General features: G+C 72.5%; 19 protein-coding genes. 10 read left to right on the forward strand and 9 right to left on the reverse strand.

Going from position 1 to position 18,603, the window contains the following annotated elements:
* The first annotated feature begins 255 nt into the window (after positions 1 to 255).
* Positions 256 to 1,512 (forward strand): phosphoserine phosphatase SerB, encoded by a 1,257-nt coding sequence (gene serB / locus ACWCXH_RS13505; RefSeq protein ID WP_449801575.1) that lies wholly within the window; start codon positions 256 to 258, stop codon positions 1,510 to 1,512.
* An 82-nt stretch (positions 1,513 to 1,594) separates the two neighbouring features.
* Here serB and ACWCXH_RS13510 read toward each other — a convergent pair whose 3' ends face one another.
* From ACWCXH_RS13510 to ACWCXH_RS13520, 3 genes are all read right to left on the reverse strand, one after another.
* Positions 1,595 to 2,122, reverse strand: coding sequence for a SixA phosphatase family protein (locus tag ACWCXH_RS13510; protein WP_449801576.1), 528 nt, complete (start codon positions 2,120 to 2,122; stop codon positions 1,595 to 1,597).
* Between the two features lie 130 nt (positions 2,123 to 2,252).
* The gene (locus tag ACWCXH_RS13515) at positions 2,253 to 2,375 is read right to left on the reverse strand and encodes an SGM_5486 family transporter-associated protein (RefSeq protein ID WP_449801577.1); all 123 of its coding nucleotides are present in this window, start codon (positions 2,373 to 2,375) and stop codon (positions 2,253 to 2,255) included.
* A gap of 79 nt (positions 2,376 to 2,454) precedes the next feature.
* Complete coding sequence (locus ACWCXH_RS13520) at positions 2,455 to 3,744, reverse strand: MFS transporter (RefSeq protein ID WP_449801578.1); 1,290 nt, start codon at positions 3,742 to 3,744, stop codon at positions 2,455 to 2,457.
* Between the two features lie 130 nt (positions 3,745 to 3,874).
* Between ACWCXH_RS13520 and ACWCXH_RS13525 the strand changes: the two genes are divergently transcribed.
* A complete protein-coding gene (locus ACWCXH_RS13525; protein ID WP_449801579.1) occupies positions 3,875 to 4,549 on the forward strand; it encodes a FadR/GntR family transcriptional regulator in 675 nt (224 codons plus the stop codon).
* Positions 4,550 to 4,621: 72 nt separating this feature from the next.
* On the opposite strand, the gene fabI is transcribed toward ACWCXH_RS13525, so the two are convergent.
* Together fabI and fabG are read right to left on the reverse strand one after the other, a co-directional pair.
* Positions 4,622 to 5,389, reverse strand: coding sequence for an enoyl-ACP reductase FabI (gene fabI / locus ACWCXH_RS13530; protein WP_449801580.1), 768 nt, complete (start codon positions 5,387 to 5,389; stop codon positions 4,622 to 4,624).
* A gap of 2 nt (positions 5,390 to 5,391) precedes the next feature.
* Entirely contained in the window at positions 5,392 to 6,111 is a 720-nt protein-coding gene (gene fabG, locus ACWCXH_RS13535; RefSeq protein WP_449801581.1) for a 3-oxoacyl-[acyl-carrier-protein] reductase, read from the reverse strand.
* A gap of 322 nt (positions 6,112 to 6,433) precedes the next feature.
* Between fabG and ACWCXH_RS13540 the strand changes: the two genes are divergently transcribed.
* The 6 genes from ACWCXH_RS13540 to ACWCXH_RS13565 all read left to right on the forward strand — a co-directional run bounded on the left by ACWCXH_RS13540 (position 6,434) and on the right by ACWCXH_RS13565 (position 12,269).
* Positions 6,434 to 7,579, forward strand: a complete 1,146-nt coding sequence (locus ACWCXH_RS13540) for an MBL fold metallo-hydrolase (RefSeq protein WP_449801582.1) — start codon at positions 6,434 to 6,436, stop codon at positions 7,577 to 7,579.
* A 126-nt stretch (positions 7,580 to 7,705) separates the two neighbouring features.
* On the forward strand, positions 7,706 to 9,298 hold the full coding sequence (locus ACWCXH_RS13545; RefSeq protein ID WP_449801758.1) for a TldD/PmbA family protein: 1,593 nt from the start codon (positions 7,706 to 7,708) through the stop codon (positions 9,296 to 9,298).
* Positions 9,298 to 10,695: a metallopeptidase TldD-related protein gene (locus ACWCXH_RS13550; RefSeq protein ID WP_449801583.1), complete on the forward strand. Its 1,398-nt coding sequence runs from the start codon at positions 9,298 to 9,300 to the stop codon at positions 10,693 to 10,695. Before ACWCXH_RS13545 ends, ACWCXH_RS13550 begins: the two co-directional genes overlap by 1 nt.
* Positions 10,696 to 10,727: 32 nt before the next feature.
* Positions 10,728 to 11,276, forward strand: a complete 549-nt coding sequence (locus ACWCXH_RS13555) for an RNA 2'-phosphotransferase (protein WP_449801759.1) — start codon at positions 10,728 to 10,730, stop codon at positions 11,274 to 11,276.
* Positions 11,277 to 11,389: 113 nt separating this feature from the next.
* Complete coding sequence (locus tag ACWCXH_RS13560) at positions 11,390 to 11,773, forward strand: DUF3099 domain-containing protein (RefSeq protein WP_449801584.1); 384 nt, start codon at positions 11,390 to 11,392, stop codon at positions 11,771 to 11,773.
* A gap of 262 nt (positions 11,774 to 12,035) precedes the next feature.
* Positions 12,036 to 12,269, forward strand: coding sequence for a hypothetical protein (locus ACWCXH_RS13565; protein WP_449801585.1), 234 nt, complete (start codon positions 12,036 to 12,038; stop codon positions 12,267 to 12,269).
* 5 nt (positions 12,270 to 12,274) lie between these two features.
* Here ACWCXH_RS13565 and moaA read toward each other — a convergent pair whose 3' ends face one another.
* The 4 genes from moaA to ACWCXH_RS13585 form a co-directional block, all read right to left on the reverse strand.
* Complete coding sequence (gene moaA / locus ACWCXH_RS13570) at positions 12,275 to 13,264, reverse strand: GTP 3',8-cyclase MoaA (protein WP_449801586.1); 990 nt, start codon at positions 13,262 to 13,264, stop codon at positions 12,275 to 12,277.
* 80 nt (positions 13,265 to 13,344) lie between these two features.
* Positions 13,345 to 14,955: a solute symporter family protein gene (locus tag ACWCXH_RS13575; RefSeq protein WP_449801587.1), complete on the reverse strand. Its 1,611-nt coding sequence runs from the start codon at positions 14,953 to 14,955 to the stop codon at positions 13,345 to 13,347.
* Positions 14,952 to 15,308: a DUF485 domain-containing protein gene (locus ACWCXH_RS13580; RefSeq protein WP_449801588.1), complete on the reverse strand. Its 357-nt coding sequence runs from the start codon at positions 15,306 to 15,308 to the stop codon at positions 14,952 to 14,954. Before ACWCXH_RS13580 ends, ACWCXH_RS13575 begins: the two co-directional genes overlap by 4 nt.
* A 289-nt stretch (positions 15,309 to 15,597) precedes the next feature.
* The gene (locus tag ACWCXH_RS13585; RefSeq protein WP_449801589.1) at positions 15,598 to 16,641 is read right to left on the reverse strand and encodes a zinc-dependent alcohol dehydrogenase family protein; all 1,044 of its coding nucleotides are present in this window, start codon (positions 16,639 to 16,641) and stop codon (positions 15,598 to 15,600) included.
* A 125-nt stretch (positions 16,642 to 16,766) separates the two neighbouring features.
* Here ACWCXH_RS13585 and ACWCXH_RS13590 point away from each other — a divergent pair, with 125 nt between their 5' ends.
* On the forward strand, positions 16,767 to 17,750 hold the full coding sequence (locus tag ACWCXH_RS13590) for a DEDDh family exonuclease (RefSeq protein WP_449801590.1): 984 nt from the start codon (positions 16,767 to 16,769) through the stop codon (positions 17,748 to 17,750).
* Positions 17,751 to 17,781: 31 nt separating this feature from the next.
* A complete protein-coding gene (locus ACWCXH_RS13595) occupies positions 17,782 to 18,579 on the forward strand; it encodes an SURF1 family cytochrome oxidase biogenesis protein (protein WP_449801591.1) in 798 nt (265 codons plus the stop codon).
* The last annotated feature ends 24 nt before the right edge of the window (positions 18,580 to 18,603 follow it).

Here is an 18,603-nt window from a genome sequence, read left to right on the forward strand (position 1 = left end):
TACTTGCTGAACTGACGGGGGGAATCATTCCAGCCGACGGACCGCTGACGAAAGTCGCCCCTGGGGACTGTGACCAGGCGGCAACGATTCGCGGACTGCCTGGTGGCCCGGGGTTCGCCGCACCGCCACGCCACCTCCCCGTCACCTGCACGTCGGCCGGTTCCCGCGCACACGGTCGTGCACCCGGGACCCGGGCGTCCGCGGGGTGGACGGGTGCCCTGCGGCCACCGCCCGGCGGGTAGCGTGGGACTCACCATGAACGCATCGCCCTTGGCCGCTGAGCCTTCCCCCGCCTCGCAGCCCCGGACCGAGGACGAGCGCACCCTGCTCGTCAAGGTGTTCGGCAAGGACCGCCCCGGCATCACGGCCGGGCTCTTCGCCACGCTGGCCGGTTTCGGCGTCGACGTGATCGACATCGAGCAGGTCGTGACGCGTGGCCGGATCACGCTCTGCGCCCTGGTCACCCCGCCCACCGCGCCCGGTGCCGAAGGCGGCCTGCGGGCCACCGTGCACCGCTGGGCGGAGGAGCAGAAGCTCCAGGCCGAGATCATCTCCGGCATCGGAGACAACCGGCCGCGCCGCGAGGGCCGTTCGCACGTGACCGTGCTGGGCCACCCGCTGACCGCCGCCGCGGTCTCCGCGCTCACCTCGCGGATCACCGCCGCCGGCGGCAACATCGACCGCGTCTTCCGTCTCGCCAAGTACCCGGTGACGGCGGTCGAGCTGGCCGTGTCCGGCGTCGCCACCGACGAGCTGCGCGGCGAGCTGGCCCAGGAGGCGGCGACCCAGCGGGTCGACGTCGCCGTGGTCGCGGCCGGCCTGGAGCGCCGTGCCAAGCGCCTGGTGGTGATGGACGTCGACTCCACGCTCATCCAGGACGAGGTCATCGAGCTGTTCGCGGCCCACGCGGGCTGCGAGGAGAAGGTCGCCGAGGTGACGGCGGCGGCGATGCGCGGCGAGCTGGACTTCGCCGAGTCGCTGCGCGCCCGCGTGGCGCTGCTGGCCGGGCTGGACGCCTCGGTGACGGAGAAGGTGCGCGCGGAGGTCCGCTTCACGCCGGGGGCGCGCACCCTGATCCGCACGCTGCAGCGCCTCGGCTTCCAGGTGGCGGTGGTGTCCGGCGGGTTCACCCAGGTCACCGACCACCTGGTGGAGCAGCTGGGGCTGGACTTCGCGGCGGCCAACACCCTGGAGGTGGTGGACGGGAAGTTCACCGGCCGGGTGGTCGGCGAGATCGTGGACCGGGCGGGCAAGGCCCGCTGGCTGGCCCGGTTCGCCGAGCAGGCCAAGGTGCCGCTGGAGCAGACGGTCGCGATCGGCGACGGTGCCAACGACCTGGACATGCTGAACGCGGCCGGCCTCGGGGTGGCGTTCAACGCCAAGCCGGTGGTGCGCGAGGCCGCCGACACCGCGGTGAACGTGCCGTTCCTGGACACCGTGCTGTACCTGCTCGGCATCACCCGCGAGGAGGTCGAGGCGGCGGACGCCGTCGACGGCAGCCCGACCGAATAGGGTCCCGGACGACCCGGCAGGAGCCACGAACACACGTGGGGGGCGCGCAGACCTGGTCCGCGCGTCCCTCACGTTCGGGATGTCAGTCCTGCGGCGTGTGGTACGAGACCAGCTTGGCCACGCCCGGCTCGACGCTCTTCCAGGAGCCGGTGAAGCTGAGCACCGCGATCGCCGCCGTGGGGAAGCCGCCGAGCCGCAGCCGGTCCAGCGCGTCCGCGTCGCCCGCGTCGCCGGCCAGCACCTGGGTCAGGCCCAGCACACCCGGGTTGTGCCCGACCAGTACCACGTCCGCGTACTCCTCCGGGGTCTCGTGGAGGACGGCGATGATCTCGCCCGGACTGGCCTCGTAGATCCGCTCCTCGTACACGGTCTTGCGGGTCCGCTTGGGCAGCTCGTGCGCCGCCAGCTTCCAGGTCTCGCGGGTGCGCAAGGCGGTGGAGCAGAGCACGAAGTCGGGGTTGATCCCGGAATCGGCGAGCCAGCGGCCGGCGTCCGGGGCCTGGTTGCGGCCCCGGTCGGCCAGCGGCCGCTCGTGGTCGTCGACGCCGTTCGGCCAGTCGGCCTTGGCGTGGCGGAGAACGATGATCCTGCGGGGCGTGTCGGCGCTCATACCCAGCAAGCTTGGCAGAAAAGCCGTCCGGGGGCGCGGCGCTCCCTGACGCCGCCACCCGCAGGGGTGGCGGGTGCCATCATGCGCCGCTCACCGGGCGCTCTCCGGCGGGACGGCCGTTCGGCGGGGGTCAGCCCATCACCGCGGCGACCGAGGCGATGATCGCCACGAGCGCCACGATGCCGGCAATCGCCAGGGCGATGCGGCCGAGCTGCTTGCGGCCGTCGGTCGGGTTCGGTTCGAGAACGGGCATGTCCGGAATTCTCCCACCCCGAACACGCCCGTCCGCCGCCGACCCCTCGCCCTTGGCCGGCCCTTGACCTTCTCCGGGGCTACCCGTCGACCCGGGCCGGCACCTTCGGGGCCACCGCCTCGTCCTCGATGTGCCGGGCCATCGCGGCCCGCAGGCCGAACAGCATCTGCGGCACCAGCAGCAGCGCGAGGAAGCCCAGTGGCCAGTACCACTCGCCGGTGACCTGGTAGATCGGGCCGATCAGGATCACGCCCAGGACGGAGATCAGGTAGCCGACGCCCTGGGCGAAGACGGACAGCTGGGCCACCCCGCCCGCGGTCCGGGCGCGCAGCCCGATCATGGTCAGCACCAGCGGGAAGGCGCAGTTGGACAGACCCACCAGGACGGCCCAGACCCACGGCGCCCCGGCCGGGGCGAGCGCCAGACCGGCGTACCCGGCGATGCCGCAGGAAGCCAGCACCACCACGAAGAGCCGCTGGTCGCCGCGCCGGGCGGCCAGGTTGGGCAGCACGAAGGAGACCGGCACGCCGACCACCATGGTGACCGCGAGGAGCGCCCCGGAGGTGCCCTTGTCGACGCCGGAGTCCTGGAAGATCTTCGGCAGCCAGCCCATCACCACGTATGCGCCGGTGGCCTGGAGGCCGAAGAAGCAGGCCAGCGCCCAGGCCGTACGGCTGCGGACGATCGGCAGCCTGGCGGGGGCGGCGGCGCCGTCGGCGCGTTCGCCGCGCTCCCGCTTGGCGATCAGCACCGGCAGCCAGAGCACCAGAGCGAGCGCGCCCAGGGCGGCCCAGGCGCCCAGGCCGTGACGCCAGTCACCGCCGAGCTCGTCGGTCAGCGGCACGCTGACCAACGCGGCCAGTGCGGTGCCGGCGGACAGCGCCATGGAGTAGAGGCCGATCATCGGACCGACCTTCTCCGGGAAGTACCGCTTGATCACCACGGGCAGCAGCACGTTGGCGACCGCCACCCCGGCGAGCGCGAGCGCGGTGAGCAGCAGGAACACCACGGTGCCGCCGGCGAAGGAGCGGGCCAGCACGCCCGCCGTGATCGCGCCCATGCCGGCCGTGATCACCGCGATCGGGCCGATCCGGCGGGCCGCCGCCGGGGCGGCGAAGCCGAACAGCGCGAAGCACAGCGAGGGGACGGCGGTGAGCAGCCCGGCGAGGGTCGGGTTCATCCCGAGGTCGGCGCGGACGGGGTCGAGCAGCGGTCCGAGGCTGGTGACCACGGGGCGCAGGTTGAAGGCGGCGGCGGCGATCGCGACGGCGAACAGCCAGACGGGGTACTTGCGGGAGCCGGAGGACCGCTCGGTCTGCGGCCGGGCCCCGGTTCGCGGGGAGGCGGTGGTGTCTGCTGCGGAAGGCATGGGCACCATCATAGAATGATGGGATGAATTGACGCACCTCGGAATTGGCATGATGTGCCGACCGTTCATTCACCGGCCCGCCGGAGTCCACCGGGCCCCGTCCACCGCCCCGAAGCCGCTAGGAGTCCCCGTGGCGCTGTCCTCGCCGAGGCGCACCCCGCTGTCCGACCAGGTGATCGCGCAGCTGCGCGCCCAGATCACCTCCGGCGAGTGGCCGGTCGGCTCGCGCATCCCGACCGAGGCCGCACTGGTCGAACAGCTCGGCGTCGCGCGCAACACCGTCCGCGAGGCCGTCCGCGCCCTCGCCCACAACGGGCTGCTCGACATCCGCCAGGGCTCCGGCACCTACGTCCTCGCCACCAGCGAGCTGGCCGGCGTCATGCACCGCCGCTTCGCCGACGCCGACCAGGCCCAGGTCGCCGAGCTGCGCTCGGCCCTGGAGACCTCCGCCGCGGGCCTCGCCGCCGTCCGCCGCACCCCGCGCGACCTCGACCTGCTGGACGCCGCGCTGGCCCGCCGCGAGGCCGCCTGGCGCTCCGGCGACGCCGAGGACTTCGTCCAGGCCGACGCCGCCTTCCACCAGGCCGTCGTCGCCACCGCCCACAACGACGTGCTGGCCGCCGTCTACGCCGACCTCGGCGAGGTGACCCGCGCCCACCTGCGGCACGACGTCGGCCCCGAGCTGATCGCCGAGCGCTACATCGGCCACGCCACGATCCTCGACGCGATCCGGGCCGGCGACGCCCAGCGCGCCTCCGTCGAGGCCGGCCGCGCGATCGGGGCCTGCGGCAGCGCCGACGCCTGACCGGCGGACTCGCGAAACGCCGCTGCCCGGCACCCCCGAAACGGGGTGCCGGGCAGCGGCGGTTTCAGCCGGTCAGGCGCCGATGGCGTGCAGACCGCCGTCGACGTGGACGATCTCGCCGGTGGTCTTCGGGAACCAGTCCGACAGCAGGGCGACGACACCGCGGCCGGCCGGCTCCGGGTCGCTCAGGTCCCACTTCAGCGGGGAGCGCTGGTTCCAGGTGTCGGCCAGCTCGCCGAAGCCCGGGATGGACTTGGCGGCCATCGAGCCGATCGGGCCCGCCGAGATCAGGTTGCAACGGATGTCCCGCTCGCCCAGGTAGCGGGCCAGGTAGCGGTTGGTCGACTCCAGGGCGGCCTTGGCCGGGCCCATCCAGTCGTACTGCGGCCAGGCGAACTGCGCGTCGAAGGTCAGGCCGACGACCGAGCCGCCGTCCTGCATCAGCGGCAGCAGCGCCATGGTGAGCGACTTCAGCGAGTACGCCGAGACGTGCATCGCGGTGGCCACGGACTCCCACGGGGTGTCCAGGAAGTTGCCGCCCAGGGCGTCCTGCGGGGCGAAACCGATCGAGTGGACGATGCCGTCCAGGGTCGGCAGGTGCTCGCGGACCTGGTCGGCGATGCCGGCCAGCTGCTCCGGGCTGGAGACGTCCAGCTCCAGGACCTTGACCGGCTTCGGCAGCTTCTTGGCGATGCGCTCGGTCAGGCTCGGGCGCGGGAAGGCGGTGAGGATGATCTCCGCGCCCTGCTCCTGGGCGAGCTTGGCGGTGTGGAAGGCGATGGAGGACTCCATCAGCACACCGGTGATCAGGATCCGCTTGCCCTCGAGGATTCCACTCATGATCAGTGACCCATGCCCAATCCGCCGTCGACGGGAATGACGGCTCCGGTGATGTACGCGGCCTCGTCCGAACCGAGGAACCGCACGGTGGACGCGACCTCGGCGGGCGCCGCGTAGCGGCCCAGCGGCACGCCCGAGACGATCTCCGCGCGGCGCTCGTCGCTGAGCACGGCGGTCATGTCGGTGTCGACGAAGCCGGGGGCGACCACGTTGACGGTGATGTTGCGCGGGCCGAGCTCGCGCGCCAGCGACCGGGCGAAGCCGACCAGGCCGGCCTTGGAGGCGGCGTAGTTGGCCTGGCCCGGCGAGCCGGAGAGGCCGACCACGGACGAGATCAGGATCACGCGGCCCTTGCGCGCGCGCATCATCAGCTTGGAGGCGCGCTTGACCACCCGGAACGTGCCGGTGAGGTTGGTGTCGAGGACGGACGTGAAGTCCTCCTCGGACATGCGCAGCAGCAGGGTGTCGTTGGTGATGCCCGCGTTGGCGACCAGCACCTCGACCCCGCCGTGCTTCTGCTCGATCTCGGTGAAGGCGGCGTCCACCTGCGCGGCGTCGGTGATGTCGCAGCGCACCGCGAGGACGTCGTACTTCTCCAGGGCCTCGGGCACCTCGCCCGAGCGGCTGGTGATGGCGACCTTGTCGCCCGCCTCGGCGAAGGCCAGGGCGATCGCGAGGCCGATGCCCCGGTTTCCTCCGGTGACGAGAACCGAGCGGCTCAACGATCCACCTCTCTCCGTAAGGGGGTGCGCGTACGGCGGGATGCGCACGCAGTGTGACCGTATCCGGCGCTCGGCGTCGTCGGCGAATCGGTCTCCCACAGCGCCTCACCGGAGGAACTGTCGCAATCCGACAATCCGTGCCGGACCTGTGCCGGACCTGCCCCGGAGCCTCCCCGGCACGGCGGCCCGGCGGGCGGGCGGGAACACGGCCGGGAACGCTCGCGCCGGTGGTGCTCGTTGCCACCCCTGGTACGGGAAGACCCGGGGCCGGCCGTACCCTCTCCCCGATACAGTCCCGGCGAGGAACGAAGAGGCAGGGCGCATGACCAAGGCACAGCCCGGGAGCACCCACCGACGCGGACGGCTGCTGGCCCTGACCGCCCTGGCCGCGGCCGCGGGCGCCGCCGCCTGGTCGCTGCGCGACCTCCCGGCCGCGTTCGGGCGCCGGCCGGACGGCGACCGCGAGGAGCGCGTGCGCGACTCGCCCCAGTACCGCGACGGCGTCTTCCACAACGCGCCCTCCACCCTCGCCCGCTCGACGTCCACCCCCGACCTCGACGGCGACACGGTCCGCCGGATGATCTTCCAGCGCGAGGCCCGCGTCCCCGCGCACCCGGTGCCGGTCGTCCGCCCGGCCCACGGGCCGCGCCCGGCCGCCGAGGGCGTCGAGATCACCTGGTACGGGCACGCCTCCGCGCTCGTCGAGATCGAGGGCTCGCGCGTCCTGCTCGACCCGATCTGGAGCGAGCGCTGCTCCCCCTCCGCGCACGTCGGCCCCAAGCGGCTGCACCCCGTGCCGGTCGAGCTGGAGGAACTGCCCCGGGTCGACGCCGTGCTGATCTCGCACGACCACTACGACCACCTCGACATGGCGACGGTCAAGCGCCTGGTGCGCACCCAGTCCGCGCCGTTCGCGGTGCCGCTCGGCATCGGCGGCCACCTGCGCCGCTGGGGCGTCCCCGAGCACCGGATCATCGAGCTGGACTGGGACGAGACCTGCACCCTCGGCGAGCTCGTGCTCACCCTCACCTCCGCCCACCACTTCTCCGGCCGCGGCCTGACCCGCAACACCACCCTGTGGGGCTCCTGGGTGATCGCCGGCCCCACCCGCAAGGTCTTCTACACCGGCGACTCCGGCTACTTCGAGGGCTACGCCCGGATCGGCGAGCAGCACGGGCCCTTCGACGCGGCCCTCGTCCAGATCGGCGCCTACGACGCGGCCTGGGCGGACATCCACATGACGCCCGAGGACGCCGTCCTCGCCCACCAGGACCTGAACGCCGGCCTGCTGGTGCCCGTCCACTGGTGCACCTTCAACCTCGGTCTGCACCCGTGGGCCGAACCGGTCGAGCGGCTCCTGAAGGAGGCCAAGGCCCAGGCCGTCCCGCTCGCGGTGCCGCGCCCCGGTGAGCGCGTCGACGTCGACAACCCGCCCGAGCTGGACGGCTGGTGGGAGACCGTCGCCTGACGCTCCCCCGGACGCGGGCCAAATGCGCTGGCCGAAAGTGCGTGGACGGGCAATGATGCGGTGCGGGCGCCCCTGTGCGGCGCCCGCACCGCCACCCTCCGCGACCAGGGAGCTCGCTTGCCTCCGATCCCTCCGGCCGACAGCGCCGGCGCCAAGCCCGTCCGCGCCGTCGACCCGCTCTTCCTCGCCTTCCCGCTGCGCGCCCTCGCCGACGCGGCGCTCACCCGGGCCCGTGAACTCGGCGCCGAGCACGCCGACTTCCGCCTGGAGCGGGTCCGCAGCGCCTCCTGGCGGCTGCGCGACGCCCGCCCGGCCGGCACCTCCGACAGCGTGCAGCTCGGCTTCGCCGTCCGCGTGCTGCTGGACGGCGCCTGGGGCTTCGCCGCCGGGGTGGACCTCACCACCGGCGCGGCGGCGCGGGTCGCCGAGCAGGCCGTCGCGGTGGCCCGCCTGTCCGGCGGGATCAGCCGCGCGGCCGGCTCCACCGAGCGGGTCGAGCTGGCGCCGGAACCGGTCCACCGGGACGTCACCTGGGTGTCCTCCTACGAGGTCAACCCCTTCGAGGTGCCGGACGCCGAGAAGACCGCCCTGCTCGCCGAGTGGAGCTCGCGGCTGCTGGCCGCCGAGGGCGTCTCGCACGTCCAGGCGAGCCTGCTGACCGTCCAGGAGAACAAGTTCTACGCGGACACCGCCGGCACCGTCACCACCCAGCAGCGCATCCGCCTGCACCCGACGCTGGAGGCCACCTCGGTGGACGAGCGCACGGGCGCCTTCGACTCGATGCGCACCCTGGCCCCGCCGGTCGGCCGCGGGTTCGAATATCTCACGGGGGTTCGGGGGTCGTCCCCCGCTGGACAGGGCCTGCCCGGCACCGGCTGGGACTGGGACGCCGAACTCGCCGAACTGCCCGTCCTGCTGGCCGAGAAGATGAAGGCGCCGAGCGTCGAGGCCGGCCGCTACGACCTCGTCATCGACCCGTCCAACCTCTGGCTGACCATCCACGAGTCGATCGGCCACGCCACCGAGCTGGACCGCGCGCTCGGCTACGAGGCCGCCTACGCCGGCACCTCCTTCGCCACCTTCGACAAGCTCGGCTCGCTCAGGTACGGCTCCGAGCTGATGCACGTCACCGGCGACCGCACCGCCGAGCACGGCCTGTCCACCATCGGCTACGACGACGAGGGCGTCGCCACCCAGTCCTGGGACCTGGTCCGGGACGGCATCCTGGTCGGCTACCAACTCGACCGCGGCATGGCCAGGTTGAAGGGCTTCGAGCGTTCCAACGGGTGCGCCTTCGCGGACTCCCCCGCGCACGTCCCGGTGCAGCGGATGGCCAACGTCTCGCTCCGGCCCGCCGCCGACGGCCCCGACACCGAGGGCCTGTTCGCGGGCGTGGAGAACGGCCTGTACATCGTCGGCGACCGCTCCTGGTCGATCGACATGCAGCGCTACAACTTCCAGTTCACCGGCCAGCGCGCCTACGCCATCAAGAACGGCGAACTCGCCGGCCAGGTCAAGGACTTCGCCTACCAGGCGACCACCACCGACTTCTGGGGCTCGATGGCGGCCGTCGGCGGCCCGCAGACCTACGTCCTCGGCGGCGCCTTCAACTGCGGCAAGGCGCAGCCCGGCCAGGTCGCGGCGGTCAGCCACGGCTGCCCGTCCGCGCTGTTCCGCAACGTCAACGTGCTCAACACCCAGCAGGAGGCGGGTCACTGATGACCGCGACGCAGCCCCACGAACTCGTCGAGCTCGCGCTCGGCCTCTCCCGCGCCGACGGCTGCGTGGTGATCGCCGACGAGGAGTCCACCGCCAACCTGCGCTGGGCCGGCAACGCCCTGACCACCAACGGCGTCACCCGCGGCCGCCGGCTCACCGTGATCGCCACCGTGGCCGGCACCGAGGGCACCGCCTCCGGCGTGGTCTCCCGCGAGGCCGTCACCGCGGACGAGGTCGAGGGCCTGGTCCGGGCCGCCGAGGAGGCCGCCCGCGCTGCCGGACCGGCCGAGGACGCCCAGCCCCTGGCCACCGACCAGGCGCCCTCGCCGCACTTCGCCCAGCCGCCCGCCGAGACCTCGATCGAGGTCTTCGACGCCTTCGGCCCGGCCCTCGGCGAGGCCTTCGCCCGCGCCGCCGCCCAGGGCGAGCTGCTCTACGGCTTCGCCCGGCACGAAATGACCACCAGCTACCTGGGCACCTCCACGGGCCTGCGGCTGCGCCACGACCAGGCGACCGGCATGGTCGAGATCAACGCCAAGACCGCCGACCTGTCCGGCTCGGCCTGGGTCGGCGCCGCCACCCAGGACTTCACCGACGTCGACGTCGCCGCCCTGCACACGGAGCTGACCAGGCGCCTCGGCTGGGGCGCCCGCAAGGTGGACCTCCCGGCCGGCCGCTACGAGACGCTGCTGCCGCCCTCGGCCGTCGCCGACCTCATGGTCTACCTGCACTGGTCCTCCGGCGGCCGGGACGCCCACGAGGGGCGCACGGTCTTCTCCAAGCCGGGCGGGGGCACCCGCGTCGGCGACAAGCTCGCCGCGCTGCCGCTGACGCTGCGCGCCGACCCGCGCGAACCCGGCCTGGAGGCCGCACCGTTCGTGCTCGCGCACGCCACCGGCGGCGACGTCTCCGTGTTCGACAACGGCCTGCCGGTCACCGCCACCGAGTGGATCCGCGACGGCGTGCTGACCGACCTGGTCACCACCCGCCACGCGGCCGGCCTCACCGGCCTGCCGCTGCGCCCGTCCGTCGACAACCTGGTGCTGGAGACGGCCGACCAGGACACCGCACCGACGCTGGACGAGATGATCGCCCGCACCGAGCGCGGCCTGCTGCTCACCTGCCTCTGGTACATCCGCGAGGTGGACCCGGCGACGCTGCTGCTCACCGGCCTCACCCGGGACGGCGTCTACCTGGTCGAGAACGGCGAGGTGGTCGGCGCGGTCAACAACTTCCGGTTCAACGAGTCCCCGGTCGACCTGCTCGGCCGGATCACCGAGGCGGGCCGCACCGAGCGCTGCCTGCCGCGCGAGTGGAGCGACTGGTTCACCCGCACCGCGATGCCACCCGTGCGTGTCGCGGACTTCAACATGAGTTCGGTCAGCCAGGCCTCATAGCCGACGGCCGACGGGGGGATACGAGAGACATGATGAACGAGAAGCAGCTGGTCAAGACGAGCAAGTTGCTGTCGCGCATCCTGCGGCACGAGCCGGAGCTGGTCGGGATCACGCTGGACGGGTCCGGCTGGGTCCGGGTCGACGCGCTCCTCGCCGCGCTCGGGGCCACGGGCAGGCGGCTGACCAGGGCCGATCTGGACCACGTCGTGGCGACGAACAACAAGCGCCGCTTCGCCTACTCGGCGGACGGTCTCTCGATCCGCGCCAACCAGGGCCACACGGTGGCGGTCGACCTCGGCCTGGCCGCCACCGTGCCGCCCCCGGTGCTCTACCACGGCACCGCCGACCGCCACCTGGCGGCGATCTTCCGCGAGGGCCTGCGCCCGATGGCCCGCCAGGACGTCCACCTCTCGGCGGACACCGAGACGGCCACCCGGGTCGGTGCCCGGCACGGCCGCCCGGTCGTGCTCACCGTGAACGCCGCCGCGATGGTGGCGGCCGGCCGCGAGTTCCGGATCAGCGAGAACGGAGTCTGGCTCACCGACGCCGTTCCCCCGCAGTACCTCTCCCGGCGGCCGTAGCGGCCGGCCGTGCGTGTCCCCCCGCCCCGGTCTCGCCCTCCTCCGGGGCGCGGCGTACGGTGAATCGGCCGCACGGCAAAGACGCGCGGGTGCATGGACGAGGGCGGTAGGACATGGGCAAGAGCGCCGACGGTGGGCAGGTTCACCGGATCACGGGGGCGCGCAGCAGCCTCACCGAGGACGTCCGCGGGCGGCAGCGCCGCTACGTGGCCTCGATGCTGTTGCGGACGGTCTGCGTGCTGCTGGCGGTGGTGCTGTGGGACGTGCAGCGCTGGCTGGCGTTCGTCGCGCTCGCGGGCGCCGTACTGCTGCCGTACTTCGCCGTGCTGATCGCCAACGCCGGCCGGGAGCGGGCACCGGGTCTGCCGAGCACCTTCGACATCCCGCTCGACACCCCGCTGATGCTCGGCCCCGGCGGTACGGGTGGGGCGGGTGCGGCGGCTGGTACAGGAGAGGCAAAGAAGTCTCCCACTGATTCTTCACAGAGCCAGGGCTGACTGTCCGGGTCATCCGCATAAGCGGTGGTTTGACTCGGAGAAAGCTCAAAAGAAGCTCAGATTAATCATGCAAGACCTCCCCATGCGGGGGTCCCGGCATGACATACTGCGTACGCGCTCCGCATCCCCCGTCGGAGCGACGGACCGACGCCGGGCGGCTCCCCCCGTGGCTGCCCGGCGTCGCCATGCCCGGATCCGTCCGGGGAGCCGGGCGTGAAAGACTGGCGGTGCAGACCACCCGCCGATTTCCGAGGACGGCCCGATGGACACCCCGCAGACCCCGATCTGCTCCGCCAAGGGCTGCCGGGCGGACGCCCGCTGGGTGCTGGTGTGGAACAACCCCAAGCTGCACACCCCGGACCGCCGCAAGACCTGGCTCGCGTGCGACGAGCACCGCGAGCACCTGTCCCAGTTCCTGGGCGTGCGCGGCTTCCTCAAGGAGGTCGTCGCCTTCGCCGACCACCCCAAGACTCCCGAGGGGCCCGCGTCGGCCTGACCGGCTCAGCCGCCGATCGCCGACATCGGCCGGTCGGGCTGGTGGAACTCCGGGTCGTCGATCCCGGCGCCGGCCTTCTTGCCCCACATCGCCGCCCGCCACAGCGCGCCGAGTTCGGCGTCGTCCGCGCCCGCGCGCAGGGCGGTGCGCAGGTCCGTCTCCCCGGTTGCGAAGAGGCAGTTGCGCACCTGTCCGTCGGCGGTCAGCCGGGTGCGGTCGCAGGCGCGGCAGAAGGGGCGCGTCACGGAGGCGATCACGCCGACCCGGGCCGGGCCGCCGTCCACCAGCCAGCGCTCGGCCGGTGCCGCGCCCCGGCGCGCGGAGGGCTCCGGGGTGAGCGTGAAGCGTGCCGCGAGCCGGTCCAGGATCTCCTCGGCGGTGATCATCGACGTGCGGTCCCAGCCGTGCTGGGCGTCCAACGGCATCTGCTCGATGAACCGCAGCTCGTAGCCGTGTTCCAGGCACCAGGCGAGCAAGTCGGGCGCCTCGTGGTCGTTGACACCGCGCATCAGCACCGCGTTCAGCTTCACCGGCGTCAGCCCGGCGGCCTCGGCGGCGGCCAGCCCGTCCCGGACGTCCTGGTGGCGCCGGCGGCGGGTGAGCGCGAAGAACACCTCGGGATCGAGGGTGTCCAGCGAGACGTTGACCCGGTCGAGCCCCGCCTCGCGCAGCGCCGTCGCGGTGCGGGCCAGCCCTATCCCGTTGGTGGTGAGCGAGAGCTCCGGGCGCGGCTCCAGCTCGCTGCACGCGGCGACGATCGCGACCAGCCCGGGGCGCAGCAGCGGCTCGCCGCCGGTGAAGCGCACTTCCCGCACGCCGAGGTCGCGCACCGCGATGGTGACCAGCCGGACGATCTCCTCGTCGGTGAGCAGGTCGGGCTTGCCGAGCCACTGCAGCCCCTCCTCGGGCATGCAGTACGTGCAGCGCAGGTTGCACCGGTCGGTGAGGGAGACGCGCAGGTCGACGGCGTGTCGTCCGAAGGTGTCGAGCAGCACGGCGGTCCCTTCACCAGAAATGCGGCCGGCCCGGCCCGCCGTCGCGGCGGGGCCGGGCCAGCATAGTCATCGCGTGGTGATCAGTGGGCACCCAGTCCGGTCAGCGAGCGGACCTCGAGTTCAGCGTACTTCGCCGGGTCGGGGCGTTCCCTGAACAGCAGGGTGCCGATCCAGCCGGCGAGGAAGCCGATCGGGATGGAGACCAGGCCGGGGTTCTCCAGCGGGAACCAGTGGAAGTCGGAGTCCGGGAAGAGCGAGGTCTTGGCGCCGGAGACCACCGGCGAGAAGACCACCAGCACCACCGAGCTGATCAGGCCCGCGTAGACGGAGGCGACCGCGCCGGCGGTGGTGAACCGCTTCCAGAACAGCGAGTAGAGCAGCGTCGGCAGGTTGGCCGAGGCGGCCACCGCGAACGCCAGGGCGACCAGGGCCGCGGTGTTGAGCTTGCCGGCGAAGAGGCTGAGCACGATGGCGACCGCGCCGATCGCGACGGCGGCCCACTTCGCCGAGAGCACCTCCTCCTTCTCGGTGGCCCGGCCGCGCCGGATCACGTTGGCGTAGAGGTCGTGCGCGAAGGAGGCCGACGAGGCCAGGGTGAGGCCGGCGACCACGGCGAGGATGGTGGCGAAGGCGACCGCGGAGATCACCGCGAGCAGGATCGCGCCCCCGGTGGAGCCCGCGCCGCCGCCGAGCGACTCGGCCAGCTGCGGCGCCGCGGTGTTGCCCGCCGCGTTGGCCGCCTTGATCGCCTTGGGCCCGACCAGCGCCGCCGCACCGAAGCCGAGCGCCAGCGTCATCAGGTAGAAGACGCCGATGATGCCGATCGCCCAGAGCACCGACTTCCGCGCCGCCTTGGCGGTGGGGACGGTGTAGAAGCGGACCAGGATGTGCGGCAGGCCCGCGGTGCCGAGCACCAGCGCGATCCCGAGGCTGATGAAGTCGAGCTTGCTGGTGTTGTTCGCCCCGTACTTCAGTCCCGGCTCCAGGAAGGCCGCGCCCTTCCCGCTCGCGTTCGCCGCGGCGCCCAGCAGCTCGGACGGGTTGAAGTGGTACTTGGCCAGCACGAGCACCGTCATCAGGGCGGCGCCTGCGATCAGCAGCACCGCCTTGATGATCTGCACCCACGTGGTGCCCTTCATGCCGCCTATCACCACGTAGACGACCATCAGCGCGCCGACCGCGACGATGGTCCAGCGCTTGGCGCCCTCCCCGCTGACGCCCAGCAGCAGGGCGACCAGCGTCCCGGCGCCGACCATCTGGGCGAGCAGGTAGAAGATCGACACGACGATCGTGGAGACGCCAGCGGCGGTGCGCACCGGGCGCTGCTTCATCCGGAACGCGAGCACGTCCGCCATGGTGTAGCGGCCGGAGTTGCGCAGCGGCTCGGCTATCAGGAGCAGGGCGACCAGCCAGGCGACCAGGAAGCCGATCGAGTACAGGAAGCCGTCGTACCCGGAGAGGGCGATGGCGCCGGCGATGCCGAGGAAGGACGCGGCGGACATGTAGTCGCCGGAGATGGCCAGGCCGTTCTGGAAGCCGGTGAACCCGCGGCCGCCGGCGTAGAAGTCGGCCGCGTCCTTGGTCTGCCGCCCGGCCCAGACGGTGATGCCGAGCGTGAGCAGCACGAAGAACCCGAACAGGGTCATCGTGAGGCCGCGGTGCTCGGTGGCGGAGCTGGCGAGCAGGATCATTCGGCGGACTCCCGGGGAGCGTGGACGACGGCGCCGTGGGCCTCGCGGATCGCGGCGGCGGGCGGGTCGATCCGCCGGTCCGCGTACCGGGCGTACCACGCCGCGATGGCGAAGGTGGTGACGAACTGCAGCAGCCCCAGCACCAGCGCGACGTTGACGTGCCCGACGACCTTGGTGCCCATCAGACCGGGCGCGTAGCTGGAGAGCAGGACGTAGAGCAGGTACCAGAGCACGAAGCCGATGGTGACCGGGAAGGCGAAGCTCCGGAACGAGCGCCGCAGCGTCCGGAACTCCGGACTCTCGTCGACGAGTTGGACATCCGTAGGGGCAGTGGTGATCGGCGGCGATTCCACGCTGTACTCCTCACTCCTTCGGCGTAGCGGTCGCACAAGGGGGACGATCGGACGTGAGGGGCGTCACAGTCCGCATGCGCGCCGCGCAATGCTAGGAGCGCCGCGCCCACCCCGGAAGGGGTTGGCGACGATCAGCCTGCTGTTCACCCCCTCGTACTATCCAATTGACCGAAAACCATCCCTGGCGTCACACCGGAATTGCCTCATCCCATGCGCAAGGGGCGCCACCGGCCGACGGTGACGCCCCTCTTGGCGGACTATCAGATGTGATCAGAGCGATTCAGGCCGGTCAGAAAGCGATCCGGACCTTCAGTGCCGAGCGGTCGTCCATCGCGCGGTAGCCGTCCGGAACGTCCTCCAGGCCAACCGTCCGGTCGAACACCAGGCCCGGCTCGATGGCGCCCGAGAGAACGTCCGGCAGCAGCTCGGGGATGTACGCGCGCGCCGGCGCCACCCCGCCGTTCAGCGAAACGTTGCGGCCGAACATCTGGCCGATGTCGACCCCGGCGCTTCCGCCGTGCGGCACCCCGACGTAGCCCACCGCGCCGCCGTCCCGGGCGATCGAGACGGCCGTGCGCATCGACTCCTCGGTGCCGACCGCCTCCAGCACCGCGTGCGCGCCCAGCCCGCCGGTCAGCTCCTTCACGGCCTCGATCGCCGCCTCGCCGCGCTCGGCCACCACGTCCGTCGCGCCGAAGCGCCGGGCCAGGTCCGTCCGGGCGGTGTGCCGGCCGAGCGCGATGATCCGGCCCGCGCCCAGCCGGTGCGCCGCCAGCACGCCGCACAGGCCCACCGCGCCGTCGCCGACCACGGCGACCGTCGACCCCGGACGCACGCGCGCCGAGACCGCCGCGTGGTGCCCGGTGGACATCACGTCCGACAGTGCCAGCAGACCGGGCAGCAGCTTCTCGTCACCGGCCGCCTCCTTCGGCAGCTTCACCAGCGTCCCGTCCGCGAACGGCACCCGGACCGCCTCGCCCTGGCCGCCGTCCGAGCCCACCTGGCCCCAGAAGCCGCCGTGCGGGCAGGACGTCTGGAGCCCTTCGAGACAGAACTCGCAGGTGCCGTCCGACCAGACGAACGGCGCCACGACGAGATCGCCCTTCGCGAAGCCCTTCACCTCGGCGCCGGCCTCCTCGACCACGCCCAGGAACTCGTGGCCGATCCGCTGCCCGGCCACGCGCTGCGCGACGCCGCGGTACGCCCACAGGTCACTGCCGCAGATGCAGGCGTTCACCACCCGGACCACGACGTCCGTCGGCCGCTGGATCACCGGGTCCGGCACCTCTTCGATCCGGATGTCGCTGGGGCCGTGAATGACGGTGGCGCGCATGGAATTTCGTCCTTATCTACAGAGTCGGCCACATGTACGACGCTGATGCGGAACACTCTATTCCGGCATCCTCGCCCGAACATTTCGACCGGGCACCACCCGATCGGCGCTTATCCTGTTGGACCATGCAACCGATCCAGCCCGAGACGCACGGCGCGCATCTCCCCGCCCAGCGCACCGCCACCCCCGACGGGGGCTTCGCCGTGGTCGACGTCGAGACCACCGGCCTCGGCCGCTCGGACCGCGTCATCTCCGCGGGCGTCTACCAGCTGGACGGGGACGGCGAGATCACCGACCACTGGTACACCCTGGTCAACCCCGAGCGGGACCCGGGCCCGGTCTGGATCCACGGCCTCACCGCCGATCTGCTCTCCGGCGCCCCGACGTTCCCGCAGATCGCCGACGAGTTCGCCTCGCGCCTGACGGACCGCGTCCTGGTCGCCCACAACGCGCTCTTCGACTGGAACATGATCTCCCGCGAGTTCTCCCGGGCCGGCCGCCGCGCCCCGGTCGAGCAGCGGCTCTGCACCATGGTCCTCTCCCGCGACCTGCGCCTGCCGCTGCCCAACGGCAAGCTCTCCTCGCTCGCCGCCCACTTCGGCGTCCGGCAGCGCCACGCCCACAACGCCCTGGACGACGCCCGCGTGCTCGCCGAGGCGTTCCGCCCCAGCCTGCACCTGGCCCGGCTGGGCGGCGTCCCGCTGCCGCTGCAGGCCTGCGTCGCGGTCACCGACCTCGGCGAGGACGAGCCCGCCGCCCCCGGCCGCAGCACCTGGACCGGCGCCGCCTACCGCCAGGCCAGGAAGCGCCCGCCGTGCCCGTACCCCAACCCGGGCCGCTGGCAGGACGGCAAGCCGCTGGTCCAGGGCATGCGGGTGGCCTTCACCGGCGACACCGCCACCGACCGTGAGCTCCTGGAGGACCGGGCCGTCGAGGCCGGCCTGCACATCGCGACCTCGGTGAGCCGGCTCACCAGCCTCCTCGTCACCAACGAGCCGAACAGCTGGAGCGGGAAGGCCCGCAAGGCCCGCGAGGTCGGCACCCCGGTCGTCGGCGAGGACGCCTTCCTCCAACTGCTGCGCGAGGTCGCCCCGCACCCCGGTGCGTGAGGCGCTTGTGAGGTCGGCGTACGGTTCCCATGTGTACCGTTTTCTGCTGACCCGGCAATGGCTGATCACCATGCTGATCGCACTGCTGCTGATCCCCACCACGATCAAGCTGGGTTTCTGGCAGCTGCACCGCCACGAGGCGCGGGTGGCCCGCAACGAGCTGATCGCCAAGGCCCTCACCGCCAAGCCGGAGCCCTTCGACAGCCTGTCGCCGGCCCCCGGTTTCGCCGTCCCGACGGACCTCGTCTGGCACGCGGTGACGGCCACCGGCCAGTACGACCCGGCGCACGAGTTCGTGGTCCGCAAGCGGACCGACTCCAACGGAACCATCGGCTACTTCGTCGTGACCCCGCTGAAGCTGTCCGACGATCGGGGCACCGTCCTGGTCAACCGCGGCTGGGTCGACTCCGGCGACGGCGCGACCGACTACCCGCCCGTCCCGGCCGCCCCCACCGGCGAGGTCACCCTCACCGGCCGGATGCGCGCCGACGAGACCACGGGCGCCAGCGGCATCAAGGACCGTGCCGGCCTCCCCGCCCGCCAGTTCAACCTGATCAACACCGAGCAGCAGGCCAAGGAGACCGGCGCCACGCTGCTCGGCGGCTACCTGGAGCTCACCGGCACCACCCCGGCCCCGGCCGACCAGCCCCAGCTGATCCCCGAGCCCGACCACTCCGACATCGGCCCGCACATGGCCTACGCGATCCAGTGGTGGCTGTTCGCCTCGATGATCCCGGTCGGTGTGTGGATCCTGATCCGCCGCGAGGCCAAGGACCGCGCCAAGCAGCAGGCCGAACCCGAGGTCGCCCCGGAAGCGGTCCCGGCCTGAGAACGGCCGCGCCGGCCCGCCCCC

The organism is Kitasatospora sp. NPDC001660 (assembly GCF_053596725.1).

Bases quoted from the DNA above. Each gene is read 5' to 3' on its own strand.
- ACWCXH_RS13560 (WP_449801584.1), top strand. From the start codon at position 11,390: ATGGGCAAGAGCGCCGACGGTGGGCAGGTTCACCGGATCACGGGGGCG.
- ACWCXH_RS13565 (WP_449801585.1), top strand. From the start codon at position 12,036: ATGGACACCCCGCAGACCCCGATCTGCTCCGCCAAGGGCTGCCGGGCG.
- ACWCXH_RS13550 (WP_449801583.1), top strand. From the start codon at position 9,298: ATGACCGCGACGCAGCCCCACGAACTCGTCGAGCTCGCGCTCGGCCTC.
- ACWCXH_RS13540 (WP_449801582.1), top strand. From the start codon at position 6,434: ATGACCAAGGCACAGCCCGGGAGCACCCACCGACGCGGACGGCTGCTG.
- ACWCXH_RS13555 (WP_449801759.1), top strand. From the start codon at position 10,728: ATGAACGAGAAGCAGCTGGTCAAGACGAGCAAGTTGCTGTCGCGCATC.
- serB (WP_449801575.1), top strand. From the start codon at position 256: ATGAACGCATCGCCCTTGGCCGCTGAGCCTTCCCCCGCCTCGCAGCCC.
- fabI (WP_449801580.1), bottom strand. From the start codon at position 5,389: ATGAGTGGAATCCTCGAGGGCAAGCGGATCCTGATCACCGGTGTGCTG.
- ACWCXH_RS13520 (WP_449801578.1), bottom strand. From the start codon at position 3,744: ATGCCTTCCGCAGCAGACACCACCGCCTCCCCGCGAACCGGGGCCCGG.
- ACWCXH_RS13590 (WP_449801590.1), top strand. From the start codon at position 16,767: ATGCAACCGATCCAGCCCGAGACGCACGGCGCGCATCTCCCCGCCCAG.
- ACWCXH_RS13515 (WP_449801577.1), bottom strand. From the start codon at position 2,375: ATGCCCGTTCTCGAACCGAACCCGACCGACGGCCGCAAGCAGCTCGGC.
- ACWCXH_RS13585 (WP_449801589.1), bottom strand. From the start codon at position 16,641: ATGCGCGCCACCGTCATTCACGGCCCCAGCGACATCCGGATCGAAGAG.
- ACWCXH_RS13510 (WP_449801576.1), bottom strand. From the start codon at position 2,122: ATGAGCGCCGACACGCCCCGCAGGATCATCGTTCTCCGCCACGCCAAG.
- ACWCXH_RS13575 (WP_449801587.1), bottom strand. From the start codon at position 14,955: ATGATCCTGCTCGCCAGCTCCGCCACCGAGCACCGCGGCCTCACGATG.